The 25,138-nt window shown below is 75.5% G+C and carries 21 protein-coding genes; 13 read left to right on the top strand and 8 right to left on the bottom strand.

Translation table 11 applies throughout. The features are described from left to right. Positions 1-1,036: 1,036 nt before the first annotated feature. On the top strand, positions 1,037-1,849 hold the full coding sequence (locus OSB71_RS00005) for a phytanoyl-CoA dioxygenase family protein (protein WP_265942705.1): 813 nt from the start codon (positions 1,037-1,039) through the stop codon (positions 1,847-1,849). An 86-nt stretch (positions 1,850-1,935) separates the two neighbouring features. Next, entirely contained in the window at positions 1,936-2,802 is an 867-nt protein-coding gene (locus tag OSB71_RS00010) for an AraC family transcriptional regulator (protein ID WP_265942707.1), read from the top strand. Between the two features lie 399 nt (positions 2,803-3,201). Here the strand turns inward: OSB71_RS00010 and OSB71_RS00015 are convergent, their stop codons facing one another. The 4 genes from OSB71_RS00015 to OSB71_RS00030 form a co-directional block, all read right to left on the bottom strand. After that, positions 3,202-3,696: a hypothetical protein gene (locus OSB71_RS00015; protein ID WP_265942709.1), complete on the bottom strand. Its 495-nt coding sequence runs from the start codon at positions 3,694-3,696 to the stop codon at positions 3,202-3,204. Then, positions 3,693-4,148, bottom strand: coding sequence for a hypothetical protein (locus OSB71_RS00020; RefSeq protein WP_265942711.1), 456 nt, complete (start codon positions 4,146-4,148; stop codon positions 3,693-3,695). Before OSB71_RS00020 ends, OSB71_RS00015 begins: the two co-directional genes overlap by 4 nt. A 157-nt stretch (positions 4,149-4,305) precedes the next feature. Next, positions 4,306-5,529, bottom strand: a complete 1,224-nt coding sequence (locus tag OSB71_RS00025; RefSeq protein WP_265942713.1) for a helix-turn-helix domain-containing protein — start codon at positions 5,527-5,529, stop codon at positions 4,306-4,308. A 569-nt stretch (positions 5,530-6,098) separates the two neighbouring features. Continuing rightward, positions 6,099-6,695: a dihydrofolate reductase family protein gene (locus OSB71_RS00030; protein WP_265942715.1), complete on the bottom strand. Its 597-nt coding sequence runs from the start codon at positions 6,693-6,695 to the stop codon at positions 6,099-6,101. A gap of 590 nt (positions 6,696-7,285) precedes the next feature. On the opposite strand from OSB71_RS00030, the gene OSB71_RS00035 reads away from it, so the two are divergent. After that, on the top strand, positions 7,286-8,890 hold the full coding sequence (locus OSB71_RS00035) for a thiamine pyrophosphate-dependent enzyme (RefSeq protein WP_265942717.1): 1,605 nt from the start codon (positions 7,286-7,288) through the stop codon (positions 8,888-8,890). Between the two features lie 131 nt (positions 8,891-9,021). On the opposite strand, the gene OSB71_RS00040 is transcribed toward OSB71_RS00035, so the two are convergent. Both OSB71_RS00040 and OSB71_RS00045 read right to left on the bottom strand, forming a co-directional pair. After that, positions 9,022-9,921 (bottom strand): PaaX family transcriptional regulator C-terminal domain-containing protein, encoded by a 900-nt coding sequence (locus OSB71_RS00040; protein ID WP_265942719.1) that lies wholly within the window; start codon positions 9,919-9,921, stop codon positions 9,022-9,024. Beyond that, positions 9,918-10,538 (bottom strand): GNAT family N-acetyltransferase, encoded by a 621-nt coding sequence (locus tag OSB71_RS00045; protein ID WP_265942720.1) that lies wholly within the window; start codon positions 10,536-10,538, stop codon positions 9,918-9,920. Before OSB71_RS00045 ends, OSB71_RS00040 begins: the two co-directional genes overlap by 4 nt. A gap of 108 nt (positions 10,539-10,646) precedes the next feature. Between OSB71_RS00045 and OSB71_RS00050 the strand changes: the two genes are divergently transcribed. Then, positions 10,647-11,720, top strand: a complete 1,074-nt coding sequence (locus OSB71_RS00050) for an alpha/beta hydrolase family protein (RefSeq protein WP_265942722.1) — start codon at positions 10,647-10,649, stop codon at positions 11,718-11,720. Here the strand turns inward: OSB71_RS00050 and OSB71_RS00055 are convergent. Further along, a complete protein-coding gene (locus OSB71_RS00055; protein WP_265942724.1) occupies positions 11,710-13,041 on the bottom strand; it encodes a Dyp-type peroxidase in 1,332 nt (443 codons plus the stop codon). The two genes, OSB71_RS00050 and OSB71_RS00055, sit on opposite strands and share 11 nt — an antisense overlap. Before the next feature lie 266 nt (positions 13,042-13,307). On the opposite strand from OSB71_RS00055, the gene OSB71_RS00060 reads away from it, so the two are divergent. Together OSB71_RS00060 and OSB71_RS00065 are read left to right on the top strand one after the other, a co-directional pair. Beyond that, the gene (locus OSB71_RS00060; protein WP_265942726.1) at positions 13,308-14,342 is read left to right on the top strand and encodes a LysR family transcriptional regulator; all 1,035 of its coding nucleotides are present in this window, start codon (positions 13,308-13,310) and stop codon (positions 14,340-14,342) included. Positions 14,343-14,424: 82 nt separating this feature from the next. After that, positions 14,425-15,780 carry a carbohydrate-binding protein gene (locus OSB71_RS00065; RefSeq protein WP_265942728.1) on the top strand — a complete coding sequence of 452 codons (1,356 nt, stop codon included), beginning with the start codon at positions 14,425-14,427 and terminating at the stop codon, positions 15,778-15,780. Between the two features lie 636 nt (positions 15,781-16,416). On the opposite strand, the gene OSB71_RS00070 is transcribed toward OSB71_RS00065, so the two are convergent. Then, positions 16,417-17,088: a DedA family protein gene (locus OSB71_RS00070; RefSeq protein ID WP_265942730.1), complete on the bottom strand. Its 672-nt coding sequence runs from the start codon at positions 17,086-17,088 to the stop codon at positions 16,417-16,419. A 162-nt stretch (positions 17,089-17,250) separates the two neighbouring features. Between OSB71_RS00070 and OSB71_RS00075 the strand changes: the two genes are divergently transcribed. The 7 genes from OSB71_RS00075 (at position 17,251) to thrB (ending at position 24,983) form a co-directional block, all read left to right on the top strand. After that, a complete protein-coding gene (locus tag OSB71_RS00075) occupies positions 17,251-18,093 on the top strand; it encodes a patatin-like phospholipase family protein (protein WP_265942732.1) in 843 nt (280 codons plus the stop codon). 304 nt (positions 18,094-18,397) lie between these two features. Then, entirely contained in the window at positions 18,398-18,835 is a 438-nt protein-coding gene (locus OSB71_RS00080; RefSeq protein ID WP_265942734.1) for a response regulator, read from the top strand. A gap of 50 nt (positions 18,836-18,885) precedes the next feature. Next, a complete protein-coding gene (locus OSB71_RS00085; protein WP_265942736.1) occupies positions 18,886-19,677 on the top strand; it encodes a DALR anticodon-binding domain-containing protein in 792 nt (263 codons plus the stop codon). A 13-nt stretch (positions 19,678-19,690) separates the two neighbouring features. Beyond that, positions 19,691-21,109, top strand: coding sequence for a diaminopimelate decarboxylase (lysA, locus tag OSB71_RS00090; protein WP_265942738.1), 1,419 nt, complete (start codon positions 19,691-19,693; stop codon positions 21,107-21,109). A gap of 166 nt (positions 21,110-21,275) precedes the next feature. Next, positions 21,276-22,577, top strand: coding sequence for a homoserine dehydrogenase (locus OSB71_RS00095; RefSeq protein ID WP_265942740.1), 1,302 nt, complete (start codon positions 21,276-21,278; stop codon positions 22,575-22,577). 5 nt (positions 22,578-22,582) lie between these two features. Further along, on the top strand, positions 22,583-23,677 hold the full coding sequence (gene thrC, locus OSB71_RS00100) for a threonine synthase (protein WP_265942742.1): 1,095 nt from the start codon (positions 22,583-22,585) through the stop codon (positions 23,675-23,677). A 322-nt stretch (positions 23,678-23,999) separates the two neighbouring features. After that, positions 24,000-24,983 carry a homoserine kinase gene (gene thrB, locus OSB71_RS00105; protein WP_265942744.1) on the top strand — a complete coding sequence of 328 codons (984 nt, stop codon included), beginning with the start codon at positions 24,000-24,002 and terminating at the stop codon, positions 24,981-24,983. Positions 24,984-25,138: the final 155 nt, after the last annotated feature.

Raw genomic sequence — 25,138 nt, forward strand, 5'->3', positions numbered from 1 at the left:
CTGTACCCCTTCTCTCGCCAGACTTCACGGGCAGTCAACGTGCGGAAGGGTGGTAGCGAGTCTGAATCCGCAAACAGGGCGATCGTGCATAAATCACCTGCACGAATGTGCGCCTGTCCTCCCTTACCCGTTGCCGCGGACTATGCGCGGACAGAGTACCGACCAATCTCGATCTCTCGTGGTGGTCCGTCGGTTTCTCCGGCGCCCGTTCCGGGGTGTTCGTGTAGTGACCCAGGCCGTCGCGTCGAGTGGGTGCCGGATCCCACGGCTCCGGCCATTGGTGCTGTCGGCATAGACGGGAAGGTGCTGGTCAGCCGGGGTTCGGGAGAGTCGCGAGCCGTGCCTGGGCGTCGGTGATCACGCCCGTCCAAGGCCAGGAGGGTGCGTACCCAACCGTCGGCGACGGGTGGTGGCGAGGGTTCAGGTGCGGAGAACAGGCGGAGCCGCAGGTGGCAGGCCCCCGCCCGCGGGCTTCGCCGGGTGGAGCGCGCACGGGCACGCATATGAGGAGGTCGAGGGGCGAGCTGGACGATCTCCAGCCGGACCTGGTTCCGTGCGGTGTCGTGTGCAGGGGCGGGTCGTGGGGGCCGGTGGCGCGGGCGGCACGGACCGGTGCTCGGTGCGTGCCCCGCTGTCGGGGCCGCAGGCGCGAGCGCGGCGATCGGAACGTTCTTGCCGTCGTGCTGTGGAACGCCCGCTACTTGGACGCTGCTGTTGCCCAACTCCGCGTCGAGGGCCACGACAACATGGACGAGGACGTCGCCCAGTTTTCCCGCTCAAGGACAGGCGCATCGACTTCCCGGGCCGCTAGCTGTTCGACAGCGAGGGGAGCGGCCCCGGCCAGGGGCTTCGCTCCTCCCGGGGTCCGGACGCCGTCGACGAGGACGAAGGCTGACGGCCGACGCGCCAGCTCTTCCGGGCGCGAGGCCAGGCGGGCGGTGTGACTGGGGGGGACCGCGCGCGCGTGCACGTACCCGACACATGCGGTGCGGAGAATGTCGGGTGGTCGGGGCCGGTGTCGTCGCACGATGGGGGCATGGACGACACGACCCTGGTATCCCGATTCCTGCGCGACGGCTTCGTGAAGGTGGCGGGCGCCGTCGCGCCGCGCGTGGCCGCGGACTGCGCGCGGCTGCTGTGGCGGGAGACGGGCTGCGACCCGGACGACCCGTCGACATGGGCTCAACCTGTGCACTGGGTGGGCGGCATGGCGCAGGGGCCGTTCGCCGCCGCGCCCAACTCCCCGTTCCTGCACCACGCGTACGACCTGCTCGTCGGCCCGGGGCGCTGGGAGCCACGCTACTCGCTGGGCACGTTCCCGCTGCGCTTCCCGCACGAGGAGGAGCCGGACGATGCGGGCTGGCACATCGAGGGGAGCTATCTGCCGGAGGGCGAGAGCTGGTACTTCACGAATCTGCGCTCCCAGGGTCGGGCACTGCTGATGCTGTTCCTGTTCAGCGAGGTCGGTGCGGAGGACGCCCCGACCCGGATCCGGGTCGGCTCACACCTGGACGTGCCGAAGGTGCTGGAGAAGTACGGGGAGGACGGGGCGAGCGGGCTGACCCTCGCACCCGATCTGGTGGCGGCGTCCGACCACCGGCCACTCGCCCTCGCCACCGGGTCCCCGGGCGACGTCTTCCTGTGCCATCCGTTCCTGGTCCACGCCGCGCAGCCGCACCACGGGGTGCGGCCGCGCTTCATGGCCCAGCCCCCGCTGATGCCGGCCGCGCCGTACGAACTGGAGCGGGCCGACGGCGCGTACTCGCCCGTGGAAATCGCGATCCGCCGGGGCCTGGGGCTGGGAACGCCCGGCCCGGACGGGGACGGCACCGACCACGGCGCTGCGTAGACGTGCTCGACGACCATCGTCGGCACGGTGGCCGGGAAGAGGGACGATGGACGAGGGGACGAGAGGGACGAGGAAGGAGGCCGGGCGTGCTGGAGCGGCTGAACCAGGCCATGGAGCACATCGAGTGCCATCTCGACCAGGCCGTCGACGGGGCGGAGCTGGCGCGCGTCGCGGCCACCTCGGAGCACCACCTGCGCCGGATGTTCTCCGCGCTCGCGGGCATGCCGCTGTCGGAGTACGTCCGGCGCCGTCGGCTCACCCTCGCGGGCGCCGAGGTCCTCGCGGGGCGGGAGACGCTGCTGGAGATCGCGGTGCGCTATGGCTACGGCTCCGGCGAGGCGTTCGCGCGGGCGTTCCGTGCCATGCACGGCATCGGGCCGGGCGAGGCCCGGCGTACCGGCGCCGCGCTCAACTCCCAGCCCCGGATGGCCTTCCGCCTCACCATCGAGGGGAGCAGCAGCATGCGGTACCGCATCGTGGACAGGGCGGACTTCACCGTCGTCGGGTTCACGACCCGGGTACCGCTGGTGCACGCGGGCCCGAACCAGGCGATCATGGACTTCGTACGGGGGATCGGGCCACGGGCTCTGGAGCGCCTGGAGAAGCTGTCGGACCAGGAGCCGCACGGCATCGTCGCGGTCTGCGACGGCATGGACCCCAGCCGCGCCGAGGGCACCGACCTCGACTACCACCATGGCGTGATCACCTCCGCGGTCGCTCCGGAGGGCACGACCACGTTGGCCGTCCCGGCCGGCACCTGGGCGGTCTTCACCACCTCCGGGCCTGCGCCACGGGCCATCCAGGAGCTGTGGCGGGACGTGTTCACCGAGTGGTTCCCGTCGAACCCGTACCGCACCCGCACCGGCCCCGAGATCCTGCGCGCCCACCTGTCGCCGGAGAACAACGAGGCCGACGCCGAACTGTGGCTCCCGGTGGAGCCCGAGCACGGCTGACGGCCGGGGAGCGGTGACCACGCGCGGACCCGGCCCGAGAGCCGCGACCGCCACCCGGCCGACCGGCCGGAGACGAGCGAGGCGATCGAGTGCCGCCCGGTCGGTGACCCGCCGTGGCCGCGCCTACCGGGCGGAGGTCGACGCGCGGTCGGCCGGACTCGACCGGCCGACGCACACCGCGGAGGCGCCCGGGGTCTCCGGAGCGGTGCGCGGTGGGCTCGCCGCCCGGTCCGGCCCGGCCTGGCCCTTCGCGTGACGGCGGGGCGCGTAGGGGCCGCCCTCCGGGCCGCCGCCAGATCGAGTAGGGCAGGAGAGCGTAGGGCCGCACCCGCGACGCCACCGTGTACCCCACCGGCGAACCCGGCACGCGCGCGCGGGCGGCGATGACCAGTCGGCGGCTCACCGGCCGGCCACCCGCACGCCCGCGGCGGCGACGTGTACGCGGTCGTCGGCGCACGCGTGTTCCAGGTAGGCGTCGACCTCGGGCTGCGCAGCCCGGGCGGGCAGCGGGTCCAGGCCGACGACCAGGAGAGCCCGGCCCAGTGCGGCGAGCGCCGTCCCCCACCGGGCCGGCTTCGCCACGCGCAGCACGAACGGCGTCCCGTCGAACCGCACCAGCAGCCCGCCCCGGCGGACGATGACGCGCGGCCCGACGTCGGGGACGTGCGCGCCCGCTGGCCGGGCACCCAGCGCCCGGGCCACCGTGCGCATGCGCGGCTCGACGACGCCGGGCAGGTCCCCGGCGTTGGCGGGGTGGGTGATCAGCACGGGCGCGAACGCCCGCCCGTCGACGGTGTGGTCCAGCCAGGCCCGCACCCGCAGCGACGCGATCAGCCCCGGGGACGGCGGAGCGGGCGCGGCAGGAGCAAAGGGCCCGGCTCCGGAGGCCGTCACGGCGTCACCGCCCGGCCGTGCGGAGTGGGCGCACAGGCCGTGCACGCCCACGCGTCGGCGTCCGGGCCGGGCATCGCGGGGACGAGGGCTCCCGCCGCGGTCTGCCGTCCGCACCCCGGGCACGGCGCCGTCACCGGTCGGCGGGGTCCGACCGTGGTGGCGAGGCCGACGGTGAGGGCCTGCCCCAGCGCGTCCGGGTCCGTCCAGGGACCGTCCGGTTCGGGGAGGACGAGCCAGCGCAGGGCACCCCAGCGCTGCCCGGCCGGGGGCACGAGGACCGCGGTGCTGCCCCGGGACAGCACCGCGACGCCGTGCAGCGGCGGCCACGGGGCGGCGGCCCCGGGCGGGACGAACCACGTGTACAGCCGGTCCACGGTGTCTTCGACGACGGCGCCGGAACGTCCGGCGAGGGCGTCGAGGACGGCGGGGGCGAGGGGTGCGGGGACGCGCACGGCGTCCCACCACAGCCCCGCACGCTGATGTTCTGGCGCCGGGCCGGACGGCGGCGCCCAGGTCGGACACGGGTGCATGGCGGCTCCCAGATCGGTGATCGCAGTGTCACCGACCGTAGGACTCCTGAAGTGACGGAAGGGCTACAAGGTGTGACCCCTACAGTGCTCCCACCCGAAGGCCCAGCTCCAGCAGGCGCCCTCGTCGCTGGGTGCGGATCATCGTGCGCACCGTCTCCCGCACGCCTGCGTTCATCCGTGTCGCGGACGGCGCGATCGCCTCCGCCGTCAAGAACGCCGTCAGCGCCTCGTCCCGCTGGCCGTTGTACCAGTACCCCCGGCCCACATCGATGAAGTGGTGGCTGCGGCGCTCCGGCGCGTAGTCCTCCGGCAGATCGGCGGTCACTCGCTCGGCCGCGCGCACCGCCTCCCGCCCCCGGCCCATCTCCACCGGGAGCGACACCGACCAGATCGCCGCGTTCGTCGGCCCGAACTGCAACTCGAAGTCGTTGCGGTCCTCACCCAGCTCCGTCGCCGCCGCGCGGGCCCGCACCAGGTGCTGCTGCGCGGCCGTGTGGTCACCGGCCCTGGCCGTGTTGAGTGCCGCCTTCAGGTGGAACGCGCCCGTCAGGGACACAGCTTCCGGGTGGCGCGGCCGGCCGAGGTCGGTGAGAGCGCGATCGATGATGTCGGCGGCGTCGTCGTGCTCGCCGATCGACAGGTACTCCCCGGCCTCGTACCAGCGGGCCGCCACGAGCCGCAGCGGGTCCCCGGTGTGCTTCGCCGCCCACACCACCCGCTCGGTGGCCAGCGTCGCGTCCGAGGAGTGGCCGAGCTTGTGCAGGTACTGCATGGCGCACTCGTACCCGGAGGCGAGCAGCCCGTAGGCGGCTCGCCGCTCCGCCCCGGTGCACACCTCCACCGCGACCTGGAGGTCGCGGAGCAGCGGTGGCAGCAGTGCGGCGGTGCGGCTGAGCGCGGCGCTTTGCCGCGCCTGGTTCGCCCCGGCCACGCGGTGGCGCAGCTCGGTCAGGTCGACGGCGGCGGCCTCGGCGTCGTCGGGGCGGGCGGGGCGGCCGTGACGCAGCAGGGCCCGGCGCACGGGGGCGACGGACGCGGCGGCGTCCTGGGCGGCCCGGTCGGCGGGCGCGAAGGGCTGGCCGGTGATCTCCGTGGGATGCGCGTCGAGGGCGCGTGTGAAAGCGAGGATGACGGATCCCCGGTCGAGACTGCGGCGCCCCTGCTCGAACGCCTTCACGGCGGAGAGGGAGTAGCCGGACTCGCGGGCGAGCTTGTCCTGCGTCCATCGCCGCCGCTTGCGCAGTGCGGCGAGGCGTTGACCGTTGCTTTCGTGGTCCTGCGGGGCATCGGTGCGGTACGGCATACTGACTGCCTCCGATCGTGACCTGGCACTCACGACGGTACCCGCGCAGCGCCGCGGGAGACAGCGAACGGCTCCCACCTCACGCTGACGCAGGGGCCGTTCCCGCCGGCCGCCTCAACGGCCCGACGGACCACTCCTGTTCGTGCGGGAGCGCAGCGCACCGTCCGAGATTCCGCGTCATCCGGGTTCCGGACCACTCCCGCTCGGGGGGGGAGGAGGAAGCGCGGGCCCGGTGGCGGTCGTGGTGTTGGACGTGTTCACAAGTCGTGCGGTCAGTCGTTCAGTGGTTCGGAGGCACCCAGCCCCGCGAACGGGCGGTGTTCACGCTATGCGGCGGCAGGGGGGCACTTGCTTGCCTTGTGCGCCACGACAACATCGCAGAGTTCTCGCGGTATGAGCCTGGCCATGCCCCGGCGCCGAAGGCCGCGCCGCGCCGGGCCGGTACGGGGCGTTTCCGCCCTGCTCACCTCCGGCAGCCGGCCACGGGCCTGGCGTGCGGTACGGCGGCGCTTGCGTGACCGCCTGAGCGCCCGCGCCCGGTCTCCGCAAGCGCCAACCGCCTGGAGCCCTCAGCTTCCGACGCGCGTGTAGGTGAGGAACACCGCGCCGCTCTTCAGGACGGTGTGGTCCGCGAGCGTCCAGGTGCGCGGGTCGAAGGCGGCCTTGCGGGAGAACAGCGGGATCCCGTCGCCGATGGTCAGCGGGCCGACTTTGAGGATGAGCGTGTCGATCTCGGCGTACAGGGAGCCCGCGAGCTCGGCACCGCCCAGCAGCCAGATGTCCTTGCCGTCCTGCCGCTTGAGTTCGCGCACGGTCGCCACCGGGTCGTCGGTGACCAACTCGACGGCCGGGTCCGGGCTTTCGGCCAGGGTCCGGGAGAACACCAGGTGGCGCAGGTGGGGGTAGGCGTCGGTGATGCCGGCCGCAAGGCCGATCTCGTAGCTGCGCCGCCCCTCCAGCACGGTGTCGAAGTGCGTGCCCTCCGCCGTGACGGACAGGGCCTGCCGGGCCTGGACAGGCAGCGTCTCCGGGTACTCGGCCACGAGGTGCCGCAGGTAGTCCTCCGGTATGGGCCAGAAGCCGTTGGGACCGGTGGGGTCGCCGCCGTCCGGGCCGGCGATGAAACCGTCGAGAGTGGTGGCGATGTAGTGGACGAGTCTGCGCATGCCGGGTCCCTTCCGTTGGTCACGCTGTCGTGCCGCGGCCCGAGCACTGCCCGACGCCATGCCGAGGTGCGAGGCCGCTGAGTGATCATGACACCCGTCCCACCAGCGCGAACACCGTGGTGGCAAACCTGGTGAGCGTTCGCCCACGTGGCCAGGGCCCAGCCGCTGCCGGCACGGGCCGACTGGCGCGGCCACCGAAGCGGACAGATCCATGGTGCCGAGCTGGCGGACCACGCCGCTCGCGCCGGGAGCACGGAGTTGGAGGCGGCGGCTGGGCCGGCTGTCCGTGCTCCCAGCCCGCGCGGGGAACACCGCTGCCGGCTCCCCGTCAGGCGGGGGGTGCACGGCGGCTCGCGGGGCACCTCACCGCCCGGGTGGTGGGGCGCGCCGGTCTCCACCGCACAGCCGGGGCTGCCCCGGGCCCGGGGCGGCCCCGGGCTCCGCAGGTGTGCGGCACGGGCGTGCGAGGGGTCGCCGTCCGGGCGGTGCGGTGCGACGGTGGAGGGGAAGAGGGGAAGAGGCGAAGAGGCGAAGAGGCCGGGATGCGACCGGGCGGTGGCCCGGCGGTGACGAGAGCACGGAGGTGCGTGATGGGACAAGGGGCACGGAGCTTAGGGGTCGCGGGCGCGCGGGCGGTGGTGGACGTGCTGCGGTCCGAGGGTGCCAAGTGGGTGTTCGGCAATCCGGGGACGACGGAGCTCGCGTTGCTGGAGTCCCTGGCGGAGCAGGGTGACGTGGGGTACGCGCTGGCGCTGCAGGAGGCGTCCGCCGTGGCGATGGCGGACGGGTACGCCCGGGTCACCGGTGCGCCCGCGTTCGTGAACCTGCACGCGGCCGGCGGCCTGGGGAACGGGATCGGTGCGCTGACCAACGCGGCCGCGGCCCAGGTGCCGCTGGTGGTCACCGCGGGACAGCAGGACCAGCGGCACCTCGTGCACGAGCCCGTACTCGCCGGGGACCTGGCGGGGCTGGCGGCGCCCACCGTGAAGGAGGCGTTCGAGGTGGGCACGCGCGAGGAGCTGGGCGAGGCGCTGCGGCGGGCGTTCCGGCTGGCCCGGACACCGCCGACGGGGCCGGTCTTCCTGGCGCTGCCGATGAACCTCCTGGACGAGCACGGGCCGGGCGCGCCGGAGGCGACGCCGGTGGCGGCGGACGCCGCCGCCCCGGTCGCGGAGTTGCGGGAGCTGCTGGAACGGACACCGGCGGCGCGGACGGCGCTTGTCTACGGGGACGAGGTGGCCCGCGGCGCGGCGCGGGAGGGGGTACGCCTCGCGGAGCGGCTGGGCGTGCCCGTGTGGGGCGGGAGCTGGCCGGCCGCCAACCCCTTCCCGACCGGGCACCCGCTGTGGGCCGGGTACCTGCCGCCCCGTGCCGACGCGATGCGCGAGACGCTGGCGGCGTACCGGCTGGTGGTCGTGTTCGGCGGCAGCCGCTCGCTGGCCCGCCTGTACCCGTACGAGCCCGGTCCGCTGCTGCCGTCCGGTTCCCGTCTGGTGCAGGTCAGCCAGGACCCGGCGGCGCCCGGCACCGCGACCGCCGCGCACCTGGGGCTGTGGGGCGGGCTGCGCGCGACGATGCGCTCCCTGCTCGACGCGCTCCCGCCGGCCGGACGGGACGGGCCCGGGGCCGCGGCGGGGGACGAGGGCGCCGCCGGGGACGCGGCTTTCGACCACGCGGCGGTCTCCGCGGTGCTCGCCGAGCGGGTGCACGCGGGCACGCGGGTGTTCGACGAGGCCCCGCGCACCAGCCCCCACCTGCGGGGGGCGTTGCGGCTGGCCGAGGCCAACCAGTACCAGTGGACGGCGGGCGGGCTGGGCTGGGCGATGCCCGCCGCGGTGGGGGCCACGCTGGCCGAGCCCCGGCGCGAGACGCTGTGCGTGGTGGGCGACGGCTCGGCGCTGTACTCGCCGCAGGCGCTGTGGAGCGCGGCGCACCTGCGCCTGCCCGTGACCTTCGTCGTCGTCAACGACCGGCAGTACGGCATCCTCAAGGACAACTGGCGGGTCCGGCCGCAGGCGGGCGACACCGAGCTGGGCATGAACCTGAGCAGCCCCGGCCTGGACTTCGCCGCGCTGGCCGCAGCGCACGGCGTGCCCGCCCGCCGGGCCGTGGACGCGGACTCGCTGCGGGCGGCGCTCGACGCGCGCCCGCAGGAGGGCCCCCTGCTCGTCGAGGCGCGCCTCGCCCGGGGGTGAGCGCCCGCTGTGCGCGCCCGGCGCCGACGCCTCGCCCGCGGCGCCGGGCGCCGCCGCGCACGGGTGGCCCCCGTCGCTGCAGGCGCCCGTCGTCCGCGTGTGTGCCGGTGGTGGGCGGCCGTGGGCGGTGCTCAGGGCTGCCGGGGGACGGCGTCCGCGTACAGGCGGAAGAGGCGGGGCAGGCCCCGGGGCCCGGGGTGCGCGGCGGGGTGCGCGAGGAGGGCGGCCCAGCAGGCGGCGGCCAGCTGGCGGGCGTGGGCGCCGGCCCAGGGCCGGGGGAGGAGTTCGGGGGGCAGGAGCGGGTCGGGCTCCATCGCCTCGGTGAAGGCCGTGGCCACCTCCAGTGCGCGCGCGGCCAGCGTGGCCGGGGAGAGGGCCGCGGCGCCGGCGAGGCGGTCCAGGTGGGCCTGGGCGAGCGCGGCGAGCCGGTCGTAGCGGGCGGCGACGGCGTCCAGGGGCCACAGCCGCGCGGCCAGCTCCCGGGGCGCGTCCACGTCGGCGACGCGCAGGTCGCGGGTGGTGCAGTGGGTCAGCGTCCCCTCGGCGCCGTGCGCGCGGGCGTGGGCCCGTACGCGGTCCGCGATGGCGTTGGCGCTCACGTACAGCCCCCCGTGCAGCCCGGCCGCCCCCAGGTACAGCAGGGACTGGCGCAGGCGGTCGCGGGCCTGGCGGGCGGACTCGGGGACGGCGAAGGCGAACAGGTGCCAGCCGCCGTCCCAGGGCGCCTCGCCGGCGTCCTGGCGGTAGGCGTGGCGGACGAACTCGACCTCGGGGGTGTGCCATCCCGCCGCGTCGCGGGCGGCGGTCAGCAGTCCCCTGCGACCGCGGCCCTGGTGGGTGAAGCGTCCCTCGGCCACCAGGCGTTTGACGCACAGTCGCACCTGCTGGTCCGTCATGGCGAGGGCGGCGGCGGTGTCGTAGAGCTCGCCGGTGTCCACGGTGCCGTCCTCGCGGACGAGGGCGTGGACGAGCGTGCGGGTGGGCACCCGCGGTGCCACGGGACGGTCGTCGGCGGGGGGCGGCAAGGTCACCGGGCACCCCCGGTGTCCGGGACGACGGGCCGCTCCATGGTGGTGACGGCCGAGAAGCCCAGCAGCCCGCGCGGCAGCGGCGTCCGCTCCGTGCGGACGGCGACGAAGCCGCGCCGTTCGTAGAGGGCGCGGGCGCGGGGGTTGGTGTCGACCACGTCGAGCCGCACGCGGGTGCAGTGGCGCTCCGCGGCGACGCGCGCCACCTCCTCCAGCAGCAGGCCGCCGATGCCGTGGCCGCGGTGTCCGGAGGCGACGGCGATGCCGTCCATGACGAGCTGCGCGGTGGCCGGTCGCCGTTCCAGCAGCACGAGCAGCGCGAGGCGACCGAGGCCGCGCCCCCACCCGTAGGTGTTCAGCACGTCGGTGGCGCCGCCGCCGACGAGCCCGCGGCCGTCCGCCTGGTAGCCCGCGACGCCGACGACCTCTCCCGCGCGGAGCGCCACGACCGCGCGGTCGTGGCGCAGGTGGGCGGCGAGGAAGCGGCGGCCCGTCTCCGGCGGGTTCAGGGCGGGCCCCAGCTTGCGGTCGAACGCCTCCCAGTACAGCTCGGCGACCCGCGTCTCCGCGCCCGCCGGCACGCCGCGCCGCACCGTGACCACCGTCCTCGCCCCGTCCATCGGCTCTCCTCTCCGCAGCGGCCTCCCGGGAGGCCCGTCCGACACAAGCAGCATACTATCGACTGACCAACGATCGTTCTCTTCACGATAGACAGATGGGTGTGCTGTATGCGGTGTGAGGTACCGAGGCGGCGGTGGCGCAGCGGCCTGGTGTGGACGGTGGTGGCCGCGCTGTCGGCCACCGGGGCGGGGTTCGGCGTCGTGGTGGTGCGGCACAGCTACGACCTCCGGGAACGCGCGGTGACGTTTCAGCACGCCGGGGAGACGAGGGAGGGCGTCCTCGCCCTGCCCGCCGAGGGCGACGGACCCCACGGGCTGGTCGTGTTCGTGCACGGCGACGGGCCGGTGGACGCCACCCACGACTCCTTCTACCGGCCGCTGTGGGAGTCCTTCGCCCGTGCCGGGTACGCGTCCCTGTCCTGGCACAAGCCGGGCGTGGCGGGCACGGAGGGCGACTGGCTGGCGCAGAGCATGGCGGACCGGGCGGACGAGGCGCGCGCCGCCATCGCCTGGGCCCGGGGGCGTCCCGAGGTGGACCCCGGCCGCATCGGGCTGTGGGGGGCCAGCCAGGCCGGGTGGGTTCTGCCCAGGGTCGCCGCCCAGGAGCCCGCCGTGCGCTTCGTGGTGGCCGTCTCCCCGGCGGTGAACTGGCACCGCCAGGGCCGTCACCACCTGCTCGCCGAGCTGCGCCACACGGGCGCGTCGGACGCCGAGCGGGCCGCCGCGCTCCAGCGCCGCGCACGCACCCTGAAGCTGCTGCGGCGCGGCGCCTCCTACGACGTCTACCGGGCGGCCTTCCCCGACGACCCCGAGCGCATGTCGGCGCGGCGCTGGCGCTTCGTCAGCCGCAACCACACCGCCGACGCCACGGCCGACCTCGCCGCCCTTCCGGCCGGCGTGGCGGTGCTGCTCGTGCTGGCCGGGCACGACCGCAACGTCGACACCGCCGAAACCGAGGCCGTCTACCGCGCACACCTGCCGGACGGCCGGCTGACGGTGGCCCACTACCCCGGTGCCACGCACTCCCTGGTCCGCGAGGACCTGGACTCCTCCCCGACGCGGCTGACGCTGACCGCGCTGTTCGCCCCGCGTGCGCTGTTCGCCCCCGGCTTCCTGGAGGACCAGCGCCGCTTCGTGCGGCGGGTCGCCCCGGTCGCGGACGGCGCGGGCGTCACCGGGTGAGCAGCCCGGAGCCGAGCCAGTCGGTTTCGTCCCGCACGCCGGGCAGCACGAAGAAGTAGCCGCCGCCGACGGGCGTGACGAAGCGGGCCAGGGGCTCGTCGGCCAGCCGGTGCTGCATCGCGGTGAACTGCCGTACCGGGTCGCGCTGGTAGCAGCAGAACAGCAGCCCCAGGCGCATGCGTCCATCGGGGTGGAAGCCACCGTCGTAGCTGTAGCTGCGCCGCAGGAGCTGGGAGTCCCGCGTCTCCGGCGTGCGCGGGTTGGCGAGCCGGATGTGCGCGTCGAGTGGGATCGTGCGGCCGAGCGGGTCGCGGGAGTAGTCCGGCACGTCCGACTCCAGGCGGCCCCCCAGCGGTGCGCCGGACGCCTTGTGCCGGCCGATCATCTTCTCCTGGGCGGGGGTCGGAACCCGGTCCCAGGACTCCACACGGAACTCGATGTCGCGCAGCACCTGGTAGCAGCCACCGGCCGTCCACTCCGGCTCCCCGCCAGAGGGACCGGTCCACACCAGACGCTCCATCTCCTCGTGCGAACCGGTGTCCGGGTTGACGATGCCGTCCTTGAAGCCGATGAACGTGCGGGAGGCGCCGCTCGGCCGCGGCGGGTTGTGGAAGCCGTCGACGCGCCAGCGCGGGGCCAGCAGGCCCCCCGTCTCGCGCGCGAGGTCGCGCAGGACGTGCACCACCGCGTCGGGGTGCCTGGCGCAGACCTGGAGGGAGAGGTCGCCGTGGCACCGCTTCGGGTCGAGCGCGTCGTCGGGGAAGGCGGGCATCGCGGTGAGCCGCCGGGGGCGGCGGGCGGCGAGGCCGAACCGGTCGTCGAAGAGGGACGCGCCCACGCCGAGGGTGATGGTCAGCTCGTCCGGGGTCCGCGGCTGCGCGGCAACCTCCTCGTCCTCGGGCCGTACCCCGCGCACGAGGGTGCGGGCGCGGTCGGTGACGATCCGGAACAACTCGGCCAGGTCGGTGCGGCCCGCGGCCAGGACGTCGTAGGCGACGAAGGCGGCGCACCGCTGCTGCGGGGTGAGCACCCCGGCCTGGTGGGTGCCGTGGAAGGGGTGGTGCGGGACCGGATCTGCCGGTCCCGGGGCGGGTGCGGCCGCCGCCCGCGCGGGGGCGAGCGCCCCCAGGGCACCGAAGCCCGTGACGGCGGCGCACGTCGTGCCGGCGGTGCGCTGGAGGAACGCCCGCCGGTCGCTGTGCCGGCCGCCACCGCCACCGCCACGGCCACCGTCGGCGTCGGCCGGGCCCGGGGCGGCCGTGCCCTCGCCGGTCACGTCCGTGGTGTCGGCCGGGTCGTCCTCGCCTGCTCCGACTCTCATCGCTCATCCCTGTCCGTTCGGCTGGACCGGCGCCCGCCACCGTGCCGCGGCACGCTGGGGGAACCAGCCGGGTACGCGGGCATGCTCACCCGCGGCGGCCGGTTGGCCGGGCACGGTGCCGCGCAACACGCTCACGTCACACCACCGGGGCGTTCGCCCTCGCCCGGACGGACGGCTGGTGCGCCCCTGCGCGGTGTGTGCGGGGCGTTGAGGCCGGGGTGGCACGACCCTTGCCGCCGCCGGGTGGTCTGGACCAAGCTCGGGGGATGGAGTTGGAGTTGCGGCATCTGCGGGTGGTGCGGGCCGTGGCCGAGGCCGGGAGTCTGACCAAGGCCGCGTCCGTGCTCGGTGTCGCTCAGCCCGCGCTGAGCGCGCAGCTCAAGCGGGTCGAGCGCATGCTCGGCGGGCGGTTGTTCGAACGCTCCCGGCAGGGTGTACGTCCCACGGCGCTGGGGGAGTTGGTGCTGCACCGCACGCGGGTGGTGCTGCCCGCGGTGGCCGCGTTGCAGGACGAGGCCGTGCGGTTCGCGCGCGGTGGCGAGCAGGTGCCGGGGTTCCGGCTGGGCGGTACGCACGGCCCGCTGCTGGGCGGGCTGGTGGACCGGCTGGCGTCGGCGTACCCGGGTGTCTCCGTGACGACGCAGGCGTCCTGGTCGGAGCGGGAGATCGCCGAGGGCGTGCGGGGCGGGCGGCTGGACTTCGCGCTCGTCGGGGCCTGCGGCGACAGCTCCCCGCCCGGTGTGGAGGGGCTGGTGTGGCGCGAGGTGGCGGTGGACCCGGTGTTCATCATGCTCCCCGACGACCACCCGCTCGCGGACCGGACGCGGATCGCGCTCGCCGAGCTGTCCGACGCCGCCTGGGCCGACGTGCCCGGCGACGGCTGCTTCGCCGACTGCTTCGCCGCCGCCTGCGCCCGGGCCGGCTTCACTCCGGCCGGGGTGTTCGAGACGGACACGGCGTCCTGCGTCCATCTGGTGCAGGTGGGGCGCGCGGTGGGGCTGTGCCGGGCGACGTTCCCGCCCACGCCGGGGGTGGTCACCCGGCCGCTCGCCGGGTCGCCGCTGTCGTGGCGGCACCTGCTGGGCTGGCATCCGGAGGCCCCCGCGGCGGCCGTCGCCCCGGCCGTGCTCGGGCACGTCCGCGCCGCGCACGCCGACGCCGCCGCCCGCAGCACCAGCTACTCCGCCTGGCTCGCCCACCACCCCCACGGCGTCCAGTGCGCCACCGTGGCACCGCCCTCCGCCCCGGCGGAGACGGCGGCCGGGGCGCCGGAGCAGGCGCCGGTCATAACGCCGGGGTAGGGGCTAGCTGAACTCTCCTTTGTTTGACGTGACCACGGCTAGCGTCTCCGGCACCCCCCGAAAACCGAGGAGAGACACACTCATGCTCCACAGATCCTTCAAGGGCGCGTGTGCGGCCGTCGTGGCGGCCGGAGCCCTGGCCGCCGGCGCGCTCCAGGCCAGCGCGGCGGAACCCGCCCCGGCCGCCGCACCGGCGGCGGTCGCCGCCGACCCGCAGCTTCTGGACGCGCTCCAGCGCGACCTGGGACTCAGCCAGGCCGAGGCCGAGCGTCGACTGGCCGCCGAGAGCCGGGCGACGGCCGACGCGAACGCCCTGCGCGCCGCGCTCGGGGACAGCTTCGCCGGTGCCTGGGTCAGCGGCGACAGCGCGCGTCTGACCGTCGCCACCAGCAAGGCCGCCGACGCCGCGCGGATCACCGCCGAGGGCGTCCGCGCCAAGGTCGTCCCGCACGGGCTGTCCGACCTGGAGGCCGCCAAGGCCGCGCTGGACGAGGCCGCCGAGGGCCAGGCCCCGGACGCCGCCCGCGTCTGGTACGTCGACGTTCCCAGCAACAGCGTCGTCGTCCACTCCCCGCGCCCGGCCGACGCCCGTGAGTTCGTCGCCGACAGCGGTGCCGACGCCGACCTGGTCCGCGTCGTCGCCTCCGACGAGTCCCCGCGCCCGCTGTACGACCTGCGCGGCGGTGACGCGTACTACATGGGCAGCGGCGGCCGCTGCTCGGTCGGCTTCTCCGTGACCCGCGGCAGCCAGCAGGGCTTCGCCACCGCCGGCCACTGCGGCCGGACCGGCACCACCACCTCCGGCTACAACCAGGTCTCCCAGGGCACCTTCCAGGGCTCCTCCTTCCCCGGGAACGACTACGCCTGGGTGGCCACGAACAGCAGCTGGACGGCCACGCCGTACGTCAAGGGCTCGGGCGGCCAGAACATCCAGGTCGCCGGCTCGACGCAGGCCCCGGTGGGCGCCTCCATCTGCCGGTCCGGCTCCACCACCGGCTGGCACTGCGGCACCATCCAGCAGCACAACACCTCGGTCACCTACCCCGAGGGCACCATCACCGGCGTGACCCGCACCAGCGTGTGCGCCGAGCCCGGTGACTCCGGCGGTGCGTACATCTCCGGCAGCCAGGCGCAGGGCGTCACCTCCGGCGGCTCGGGCAACTGCCGCACCGGCGGGACGACGTACCACCAGCCGATCAACGAGATCCTCCAGGCCTACGGCCTGACGCTGAAGACCACCACGGACCCGGGTGACCCCGGCGACCCGGGCGACCCCGGTGACCCGGGCGACCCGGGCGGCACCTGGGCGGCCGGCACCACCTACAAGGCGGGCGACACGGTCACCTACGGCAGCGCCACCTACCGCTGCCTGCAGGGCCACCAGGCGCAGAAGGGCTGGGAGCCGCCCAACGTGCCCGCCCTGTGGCAGCGCGTCTGAGACCCGTCAGTACGGGGCACGGTCGGCCGGGACCATGTGGGGATGCGTCCCGGTCGCCGCGCCCTGGCACCGTGCCAGGACACCGGAGCCCGGCCGACCGCACCCGCGGTCGGCCGGGCTCCGGCGCGTGGCGTGCGGCTGGGGTGCGGTGCGTCGGGGGCGTCGCGGGCGGGGCGTCGCGGGGAGGTGGGGCCTCGACGTGTGGGTGGGGGCACCGGCTCGTGCGGCTGCGGTGGCGGATGGCGTTCTGGACGCCGGGCTGGTTCCGTCAACGGCGAGCTGTTGCGTGCCTCCGCGTCTCGGCGTCCCGGCGATGCTCCCCGCGTCCCCGCGTCGTCCCCGCGATGCTGCGCGCGTCCCCGCGTTCCCGCGACGCCTCCCCGTGACGCGGTCCGGGCCCGTGTCCGGACGGCGGCAGGGGGCGCGACGCCGGACGGGGGCCGGGTGCGGGGGCGGGTGGGAGCGGAACGGTGGGCATCGTCCGAGCTGGTCGGTTGATGCCCGGTGCTCACCCCTCCGGCCCGCGTCCGCACGGGTGTCGCGGGCGCGGGCGGGTGGCCGGGCGGGCCGGTGTCCGGCGGGCGCGGCGGGCGCGGGCGCGGGCGGGCGCCGTGCTCGCCCGCCCGCGGACGCCCGCTAGCCGCGCCGGTGCCGGCCGCCGCCGGTCTGCGCGGGCCGGGCGAACAGGCGGCGGGCGATGAAGACGAGCACGCCCAGCGCGACGACCCCGAGGACCACCTTGGAGAATACGCCGACGTACTGCTCGACCACGTGCCACTGTTCGCCCAGCCAGTAGCCCGCCATCACCAGCACGGTGTTCCAGATCAGGCTGCCCAGCGTCGTCAGCGCGATGAACAGCGGCAGCGACATGCGCTCCACGCCGGCCGGCACCGAGATCAGGCTGCGGAAGATCGGCACCATGCGGCCGAAGAAGACGGCCTTGCGCCCGTGCTTGTAGAACCAGGCCTCCGTCTTCTCCAGGTCGGAGACCTTCACCAGCGGCAGCCGCCCCCAGATGACGTACATCCGGTCCCGGCCCAGCAGCGCGCCCACCCAGTACAGGGCGACGGCGCCCACGACCGAGCCGAGCGTGGTCCAGAACAGCGCCGAGGCGAGGCTGAGCGAGCCCCGTCCGGCGGCGAACCCGGTCAGCGGCAGGATGATCTCGCTGGGCAGCGGCGGGAAGAGGTTCTCCAGCGCGATGGCGAGGCCCGCACCGGGACCGCCCATGGTCTCGACCAAGCCGGTCGCCCAACCCGCGATGCCGCCTGAGGGTTCGCCCTCAAGGGCCAGAGTGACGGAATGCATGCAGTGCCTTTACGCCTCGGAAGTTCCGGCTTGCCCACCGCAGAACCTAAGGTGCGGGGACGGCACGCCGCGCGGCGGGGTGCCTCGGTGGGCGGTCAGGGGTCCTCACCCCCAACGCCTTGCCGGTAACGGTAGTTCCCCGCGGGAGCAGGAGGGACGCGCATGGGCGGCGGTGCGCTGGTGCTGGGTGGCGGCGGGTTGACCGGTATCGGTTGGGAGGTCGGCCTGCTGGCCGGGCTGGCCGAGGCGGGCGTCGCGGTGACGGCGGCCGACACGGTGATCGGCACCTCGGCCGGGTCCGTGGTGGGCGCGCAGCTCACCTCCGGCGGCTGCTCGCTCCCGGAGCTCTACGAGCGCCAACTCAGGCCGCCCGAGGGCGAGATCGCCGCGCGCATGGGCAAGCGCGTGCTCGGTGCGTGGGCCTACGCGGCACTGCGTGCCAAGGACACCCGCGACCTGGGCGCCCGGCTCGGCCGCCTGGCGCTGCGCGCCGGGAGCGTCGGGGAGGCCGAGCGCCGGGCCGTGCTGGCGCGCCGCCTGCCCTCGCACACCTGGCCGGAGCGGCGCCTGCTGGTCACCGCCGTCGACGCCGCCAGCGGTGAGCTGCGGTGCTTCGGCGCCGACGACGGCGCCGACCTGGTCGACGCGGTCGCCGCGAGCTGTGCCGTGCCGGGGGTGTGGCCGCCGATGACGATCGACGGGCGCCGCTGGATCGACGGCGGCGCGCGCTCCTACGCCAACGCCGACCTCGCCGAAGGGCACGACCGGGTCGTCGTCCTGGCTCCGATCTCCCGTGGTCTGGGCCCCGCGCCGTCGGTGCGCGCCCAGGCCGAGCGGCTGTCCGCCTCCGGCGCTCGGGTCGCGGTCGTCACCCCCGACGCGGCGGCCCGCGCCGCGTTCGGCCGCAACATGCTCGACCCGGCGCGCCGGGCCGCCGCCGCCCGCGCGGGCCGCGTGCAGGCCGCCGCGCACGCCGCGGCCGTCGCCGCCGTCTGGGACGCCTGACCCGGCCGCTTTGCCGCCCCGCGCCGGAACCGCCGCCGCCCACCGCCCGCGCCGTGCCCACCCGCGCCAGGCGCGCCGCGCGCCCGCGTCCACGCGGCGGGTTGCCGGTCGGCGTGGGGGAGGTGCGGTGCCAGGGGCGTGCCAGGGGCGTGCCGGGCGCGCCTGGCCGGGATCCGGGCACGGCGGGGGCCGCGCGCCGCCGGGTCCGTGCTCCGTGGCGCGCCGCGGCGGCCGGGCCGTCGCCCGTGCTCCGGAAACGGGGAAACGCCGGACGGCGTGGTGGGGGGCGACCTACGCTGGGGGCGTGGCAGGTGCGTCCGGCCGGGTGCTCGTCGCCGACGACAGCGCGGTCATCCGGGAGCTGATCACGGTCAACCTGGAGCTGGAGGGCTTCGAGGTGCTGACCGCCGCCGACGGTGCCGTCTGCCTCGACCTCGCCCACCGCCTGCGCCCGGACGTGATCACCCTCGACGTGGCCATGCCGCGCCTGGACGGCCTGCGCACCGCCGAGCGCCTGCGCGCGGACCCGCGGACGCGGCACATCCCCGTCGCGGTGGTCAGCGCATGTACCCAGCTCGGCGCGGCGTGCGGCGTGGACGCCTTCCTGGCCAAGCCGTTCGACCCGGGCGAGCTGGTGCACCTGGTGCGCCGCCTGCGCCGCGCCGGGGCGGCGGCGCCGTGCCGCCCCCGCCCGTCACCCTCCGTGCCCGGGGGTGCGGGACGGGTGGCCCGGCGTCCCTGAGGGCGGAACGGATTCGCCTGCCGCGCCCCGGCCTCCTTACGCTGGTCCCCGTGACCCCCGCCCAGCTCTCGCGCACCCTGCGGCTCGCCCTGGACCGTGCCGTGGCCGCGGGCGCCCTGCCCCCGCCCGCCGGGCCGCCGCACCGGGTCACCCTGCGCCGTCCGCCGCACGGCGCCGCCGACTACGCCTCCAACCTGGCGCTGCGCCTGGCGCCCGGCACCGCCCGCCCGGCCCGCGAGGTGGCCGCAGTGCTGCGCGCCCACCTCGCCGGAGCGCCCGGCATCGCCGCCGTCGACGTCGCCGGGCCCGGCTTCCTGAACATCACCCTCGCCCCGGACGCCCGCCCCGGACCGGTGCGCGAGCTGCTCGCGCGCCCGGAGCCGGCCCGGCTGCCCGAGGACCCGGCCCGGGACGCCGCCCGGTGGGCGCGGGTCACCGGGGCGCCGCCCACCCACGAGCGCCGCGCCACGAACCCGCTGTTCCGGGTGCAGTACGCCCACGCCCGCACCCGGGCCCTGGGCGCCGGCGCGCGGGCCCTGGGCTTCCGCGCCGAACCCGGCGCGTGCGGCGGCGCCCCGTGCCCCGCCGAGCGGGAGCTGACCGCCCTGCTGGCCGACGCCGACCGGGTGGCCGGGGCCGGTGACGACGCCGCGCTCGCCCGCCACCTGGTCCGCACCGCCGACACCTTCTTCGACCTCCACGACGCCCGCCCCGTCCTGCCCAGCGGCGACGAGAAACCCGGGGCCGCCCACCGCGCCCGGCTGGCCTTCGCCGAGGCCACCGGGACGGTGCTGGCCGGCGGCCTGACCCAGCTCGGCATCAGCGCACCCGAACACCTCTGAGGAACCGAAGACCATGAGCCGTTCCGCCCACCCCGCCGGGCCCCGCCACGCCGACGTCCTGCCCGAAGGGCACCACGCCCCGCCGCCCGAGGACGTGAACGCCCTCGACCCCCGTGTCTGGCCCCGTACCGCCGCCCGCGACGAGCACGGCGTGCTCACCGTCGGCGGGCTGCGCGTCACCGATCTGGCCGAGGAGTTCGGCACCCCGGCCTACTTCCTGGACGAAGCCGACTTCCGCGCCCGCTGCCGCGCCTGGCGCGAGGCGTTCGGCGCGGACGCCGACGTCTTCTACGCGGGCAAGGCGTTCCTGTCCCGCGCGGTGGTGCGCTGGCTGCGCGAGGAGGGGCTGAACCTGGACGTGTGCTCCGGCGGCGAGCTGGCCACCGCGCTGACGGCCGGGATGCCGCCCGAGCGCCTCGCGCTGCACGGCAACAACAAGTCCACCGCCGAGCTGCGCCGCGCGATCGAGGCGGGCGTCGGGCGGATCGTGCTCGACTCCTTCCAGGAGATGGTCCGCGTCGCCCACCTCGCCGACGAGCTCGGGGTGCGCCAGAAGGTGCAGATCCGGGTGACCGTGGGCGTCGAGGCGCACACCCACGAGTTCATCGCCACCGCGCACGAGGACCAGAAGTTCGGCATCCCGCTCGGCGGGGGCGGCTCCCCGGCGGAGCCCGGGGGAGGGCAGGCCGCCGAGGCGGTGCGCCGGGCGCTGAAGCTGGACGGCCTGGAGCTGGTCGGCATCCACTCCCACATCGGTTCGCAGATCTTCGACACCTCCGGCTTCGAGGTCGCCGCCCACCGCGTCGTCGGCCTGCTGCGGGAGGTGCGCGACGAGCACGGCGTCGAGCTGCCGGAGATCGACCTGGGCGGGGGGCTGGGCATCGCCTACACCGCCGAGGACGACCCGCGCGAGCCGGCGGACATCGCCGCCTCACTCAGCCGCATCGTGCGCCGCGAGTGCGAGCTGGCCGGGCTGGCGGTGCCGCGTCTGTCGGTGGAGCCGGGCCGGGCCATCGCCGGGCCGACGACGTTCACCCTCTACGAGGTGGGCACCGTCAAGCCGCTGCCGCACCTGCGCACGTACGTGAGCGTCGACGGCGGCATGTCGGACAACATCCGCACCGCGCTCTACGACGCCGTGTACTCGGTGGCGCTGGCCTCGCGCACCTCCACGGCCCCCCCGATGCTGAGCCGGGTGGTGGGCAAGCACTGCGAGAGCGGCGATATCGTCGTCCGCGACGCCTTCCTGCCCGCCGACACCGCCCCCGGCGACCTGCTCGCCGTCCCGGCGACCGGCGCGTACTGCCGCTCCATGGCCAGCAACTACAACCACATCGCCCGCCCGCCCGTCGTGGCCGTCGCCGACGGCGCGGCCCGGGTGATCGTCCGCCGCGAGACGGAGGAGGACCTGCTGCGGCTGGACGTGGGGTGAGCGCCGCCCCGGGCCGGGGGTGCGCGGGGTGGGGGTGCACACAGGGTGAGAGGCACATTTCACATGCTGGACCCGGTGCGGAAGTGGGGGCCCGGTGCGTGAGACTTGTGGCACCGAGATTGCGGCAGGGCCGAACAGGCCGGAGAGACCGAAGAGGCGAGGTCGGATGATGCGTACGCGTCCGCTGAAGGTGGCGCTGCTGGGCTGCGGAGTGGTCGGCTCCGAGGTGGCGCGCCTGATGACGACGCACGCGGACGACCTCGCCGCCCGCATCGGCGCGCCCGTGGAGCTGGCCGGGATCGCCGTGCGGCGCCCCGGCCGGGTGCGCGAGGGCGTGCCCGCGCACCTGGTCACCACGGACGCCGGCGCGCTGGTGGCCCGCGCGGACGTGGACGTCGTCGTCGAGGTCATCGGCGGCCTGGAGCCCGCCCGCTCGCTGATCACCACCGCCTTCGAGCACGGGGCCAGCGTGGTCTCGGCCAACAAGGCGCTGCTGGCCGAGGACGGCGCCACGCTGCACAGGGCGGCCGAGAAGCACGGCGTGGACCTGTACTACGAGGCCGCCGTCGCGGGGGCGATCCCGCTGGTGCGGCCGCTGCGCGAGTCGCTGGCCGGGGACAAGGTCAACCGGGTGCTGGGCATCGTCAACGGCACGACCAACTTCATCCTCGACCGCATGGACACCTCCGGCGCGGGGTATGCCGAGGCGCTGGAGGAGGCCACCGCGCTGGGCTACGCCGAGGCCGACCCGACCGCCGACGTCGAGGGCTTCGACGCCGCCGCCAAGGCCGCCATCCTCGCCAAGATCGCCTTCCACACCCGGGTCGGCCTGGACGACGTGCACCGCGAGGGCATCACCGAGATCACCGCCGCCGACATCGCCGCCGCGCGCCGCATGGGCTGCACCGTCAAGCTGCTGGCGATCTGCGAGCGAGCCGCCGACGGGCGCTCGGTCACCGCCCGCGTGCACCCCGCGATGATCCCGCTCAGCCACCCGCTGGCGTCCGTGCACGAGGCCTACAACGCCGTCTTCGTCGAGGCCGAGGCCGCCGGGCAGCTCATGTTCTACGGTCCCGGGGCCGGCGGGTCGCCCACCGCGTCCGCCGTGCTCGGCGACCTGGTGGCCGCCTGCCGCAACAAGGTCGGCGGGGCGCGCGGCCCCGGCGAGTCGGCCTACGCCCAGCTCCCGGTGAGCCCGATGGGCGAGGCCGTCACGCGGTACCACATCAGCCTGGATGTGGCGGACAAGTCCGGCGTGCTGGCCCAGTGCGCGCTGGTCTTCGCCGAGCACGGGGTGTCCATCGACACCGTCCGCCAGCAGGGCAAGGAGGGCGTCGAGGGCGACGCCTCCCTGGTCGTCGTCACCCACCACGCCTCCGACGCCGCGCTCGCCGCCACCGTCGAGGCGCTGCGTCGTCTGGACACCGTCCACGGCGTCGCGAGCATCATGCGGGTCGAAGGGGAATGAGGAAGATGTCCGCAAGCGCCAACGCCGCCCCGGTCCGTCCGGCCACCCACCAGTGGCGCGGCATCATCGAGGAGTACCGCGACCGGCTCCCGGTCGACGACGCGACGCCGGTGGTCACGCTCGGCGAGGGCGGCACCCCGCTGGTGCCCGCGCAGGTGCTCTCCGAGCGCACCGGCTGCGAGGTCTACCTGAAGGTCGAGGGCGCCAACCCGACGGGGTCGTTCAAGGACCGCGGCATGACGATGGCGATCTCCCGGGCGAAGGAGGAGGGCGCCAAGGCGGTCATCTGCGCCTCCACCGGCAACACCTCCGCCTCGGCCGCCGCCTACGCGGTGCGCGCGCGGATGGTGTGCGCGGTGCTCGTCCCGCAGGGCAAGATCGCGCTGGGGAAGATGGGCCAGGCCCTCGTCCACGGCGCCAAGATCCTCCAGGTCGACGGCAACTTCGACGACTGCCTCGCCCTGGCCCGCGGGTTGTCGGACAACTACCCGGTGGCGCTGGTCAATTCGGTGAACCCGGTGCGCATCGAGGGGCAGAAGACGGCCGCCTTCGAGGTCGTCGACCGCCTCGGTGACGCCCCCGACCTGCACCTCCTGCCCGTCGGCAACGCCGGGAACATCACCGCCTACTGGAAGGGCTACCAGGAGTACGCCGCCGACGGCCTGGCCTCCCGCACCCCGCGCATGTGGGGGTTCCAGGCCTCCGGCTCGGCCCCGATCGTGCGCGGCGAGCCGGTCAAGGACCCCCAGACGATCGCCACCGCCATCCGCATCGGCAACCCCGCCTCGTGGTCGCTGGCCGAGGCCGCGCGCGACGCCTCGGGGGGGCGCATCGACGAGGTGACGGACCGCCAGATCCTCTCCGCCTACCGCCTGCTCTCCGCGCAGGAGGGCGTGTTCGTCGAGCCCGCGTCGGCCGCCTCGGTGGCCGGGCTGCTCAAGGCGGCCGAGCAGGGCCTGCTCGACCGGGGTCAGCGCATTGTCTGCACGGTGACGGGGAATGGTCTCAAGGACCCCGACTGGGCCGTCGCCGGCGCCCCGCAGCCGGTGACCGTACCGGTGGACGCCGCGGCCGCGGCCGCGCGCCTGGGGCTGGCCTGAGGTGTGCCGCGGGCCGCGCCGGTCGCGGCCCGCGGCGCGGCGGCTGACCCGGCCCGCGCGCGGCGGTCGGCCCGCCCCGCCGGGCCGCCACAACGGCGGCCCGGGAGCACGGAAAGGAGGACGACACGCACCGTGCGCCCGCCGTGCGCCCTGTGTCGCCACTGAACCTTCCTTCGATACGCTGTCACCAGCCCCCGCCCCGCACGCAGGCATGTGCCACGGGCCAGTACCGCGCGTCCCCACACAGCGCGCGGCGCCGCTTCCCCACGGCGGCGACGCCGGGGCTTCGCTCCAACCACCGACCAAGGAGAGTCACCGCCAGATGGCCGGTCCCGCGTTCCGCGCCGCCGCCGTCCGGGTACGGGTGCCCGCCACCAGCGCCAACCTCGGGCCCGGTTTCGACACACTCGGTCTGTCCCTCGGCCTGTACGACGACGTCGTGGTGCGGGTCGCCGAGTCCGGGCTGCACCTCGACATCGCCGGCGAGGGCGCGGACACGCTGCCGCGCGACGAGCGCCACCTGCTCGTGCGCTCCCTGCGCACCGCCTTCGACCTGCTCGGCGGGCAGCCGCGCGGGCTGGAGATCGTCTGCGCCAACCGCATCCCGCACGGGCGTGGCCTGGGCTCGTCCTCGGCGGCCATCTGCGCCGGCATCGTCGCCGCCCGCGCGGTGACCACCGGCGGGCCGGAGAAGCTGGACGACACCGCGCTGCTGGAGCTGGCCACGGAGATCGAGGGCCACCCGGACAACGTCGCCGCCTGCCTGCTCGGCGGCTTCACCCTCGCCTGGACGGAGGGCGCCGCCGCCCGGGCCATCCGGATGGACCCGGCCGCCGGCATCGTCCCCGTCGTCTTCGTGCCGGGCAAGCCGGTGCTGACGGAGACGGCCCGCGGCCTGCTGCCGCGCACCGTGCCGCACGTCGACGCCGCGGCCAACGCCGGACGCGCGGCCCTGCTGGTGGAGGCGCTCACCCGGCGCCCGGAGCTGCTCCTGCCCGCCACCGAGGACCGGCTCCACCAGGAGTACCGGGCGCCCGCGATGGCGCGGAGCGTGGAACTCGTCGGCCGCCTGCGCGCGGACGGCGTCCCCGCGGTGATCTCCGGCGCCGGTCCCACGGTGCTGGCGCTCGCGGAGGAGGGATCGGTCGACAAGGCCGAGGAGATCGCCAGGGCGGCGGGCGCGGGCTGGACCGCGAACCGGCTGGCCCTGGACCTGGGGGGTGCGACGGTGCTGCCGCTGAGGGACGCGGCCGTCGCCGCGGGGCACGGCGACGAGCGGCCTGCCCGCACCGACCAGGAACAGTGACACGATTGCCTGTTCCGGACAGGGGGAATGTTTGAAAGAGCCGGTAGTGTTAACCTCAAGTCTGCACCCACAGCCGTACCGGTGCGGTGCACAGCGCCCCCTTTCGGGGCCACCCCTTCTTCCGGGAGCCATCCACACTGTCCGAGCATCATGCC

The sequence above is a fragment of the Streptomyces marinisediminis genome (assembly GCF_026262575.1).
GTDB lineage: Bacteria > Actinomycetota > Actinomycetes > Streptomycetales > Streptomycetaceae > Streptomyces > Streptomyces marinisediminis.

Excerpts from the sequence above, each read along its gene's own strand:
- OSB71_RS00005 (WP_265942705.1), top strand. The coding sequence starts at position 1,037 with ATGGACGACACGACCCTGGTATCCCGATTCCTGCGCGACGGCTTCGTG.
- OSB71_RS00025 (WP_265942713.1), bottom strand. The coding sequence starts at position 5,529 with ATGCCGTACCGCACCGATGCCCCGCAGGACCACGAAAGCAACGGTCAA.
- OSB71_RS00030 (WP_265942715.1), bottom strand. The coding sequence starts at position 6,695 with ATGCGCAGACTCGTCCACTACATCGCCACCACTCTCGACGGTTTCATC.
- OSB71_RS00035 (WP_265942717.1), top strand. The coding sequence starts at position 7,286 with ATGGGACAAGGGGCACGGAGCTTAGGGGTCGCGGGCGCGCGGGCGGTG.
- OSB71_RS00045 (WP_265942720.1), bottom strand. The coding sequence starts at position 10,538 with ATGGACGGGGCGAGGACGGTGGTCACGGTGCGGCGCGGCGTGCCGGCG.
- OSB71_RS00050 (WP_265942722.1), top strand. The coding sequence starts at position 10,647 with ATGCGGTGTGAGGTACCGAGGCGGCGGTGGCGCAGCGGCCTGGTGTGG.
- OSB71_RS00055 (WP_265942724.1), bottom strand. The coding sequence starts at position 13,041 with ATGAGAGTCGGAGCAGGCGAGGACGACCCGGCCGACACCACGGACGTG.
- OSB71_RS00060 (WP_265942726.1), top strand. The coding sequence starts at position 13,308 with ATGGAGTTGGAGTTGCGGCATCTGCGGGTGGTGCGGGCCGTGGCCGAG.
- OSB71_RS00065 (WP_265942728.1), top strand. The coding sequence starts at position 14,425 with ATGCTCCACAGATCCTTCAAGGGCGCGTGTGCGGCCGTCGTGGCGGCC.
- OSB71_RS00070 (WP_265942730.1), bottom strand. The coding sequence starts at position 17,088 with ATGCATTCCGTCACTCTGGCCCTTGAGGGCGAACCCTCAGGCGGCATC.
- OSB71_RS00075 (WP_265942732.1), top strand. The coding sequence starts at position 17,251 with ATGGGCGGCGGTGCGCTGGTGCTGGGTGGCGGCGGGTTGACCGGTATC.
- lysA (WP_265942738.1), top strand. The coding sequence starts at position 19,691 with ATGAGCCGTTCCGCCCACCCCGCCGGGCCCCGCCACGCCGACGTCCTG.
- OSB71_RS00095 (WP_265942740.1), top strand. The coding sequence starts at position 21,276 with ATGATGCGTACGCGTCCGCTGAAGGTGGCGCTGCTGGGCTGCGGAGTG.
- thrC (WP_265942742.1), top strand. The coding sequence starts at position 22,583 with ATGTCCGCAAGCGCCAACGCCGCCCCGGTCCGTCCGGCCACCCACCAG.
- thrB (WP_265942744.1), top strand. The coding sequence starts at position 24,000 with ATGGCCGGTCCCGCGTTCCGCGCCGCCGCCGTCCGGGTACGGGTGCCC.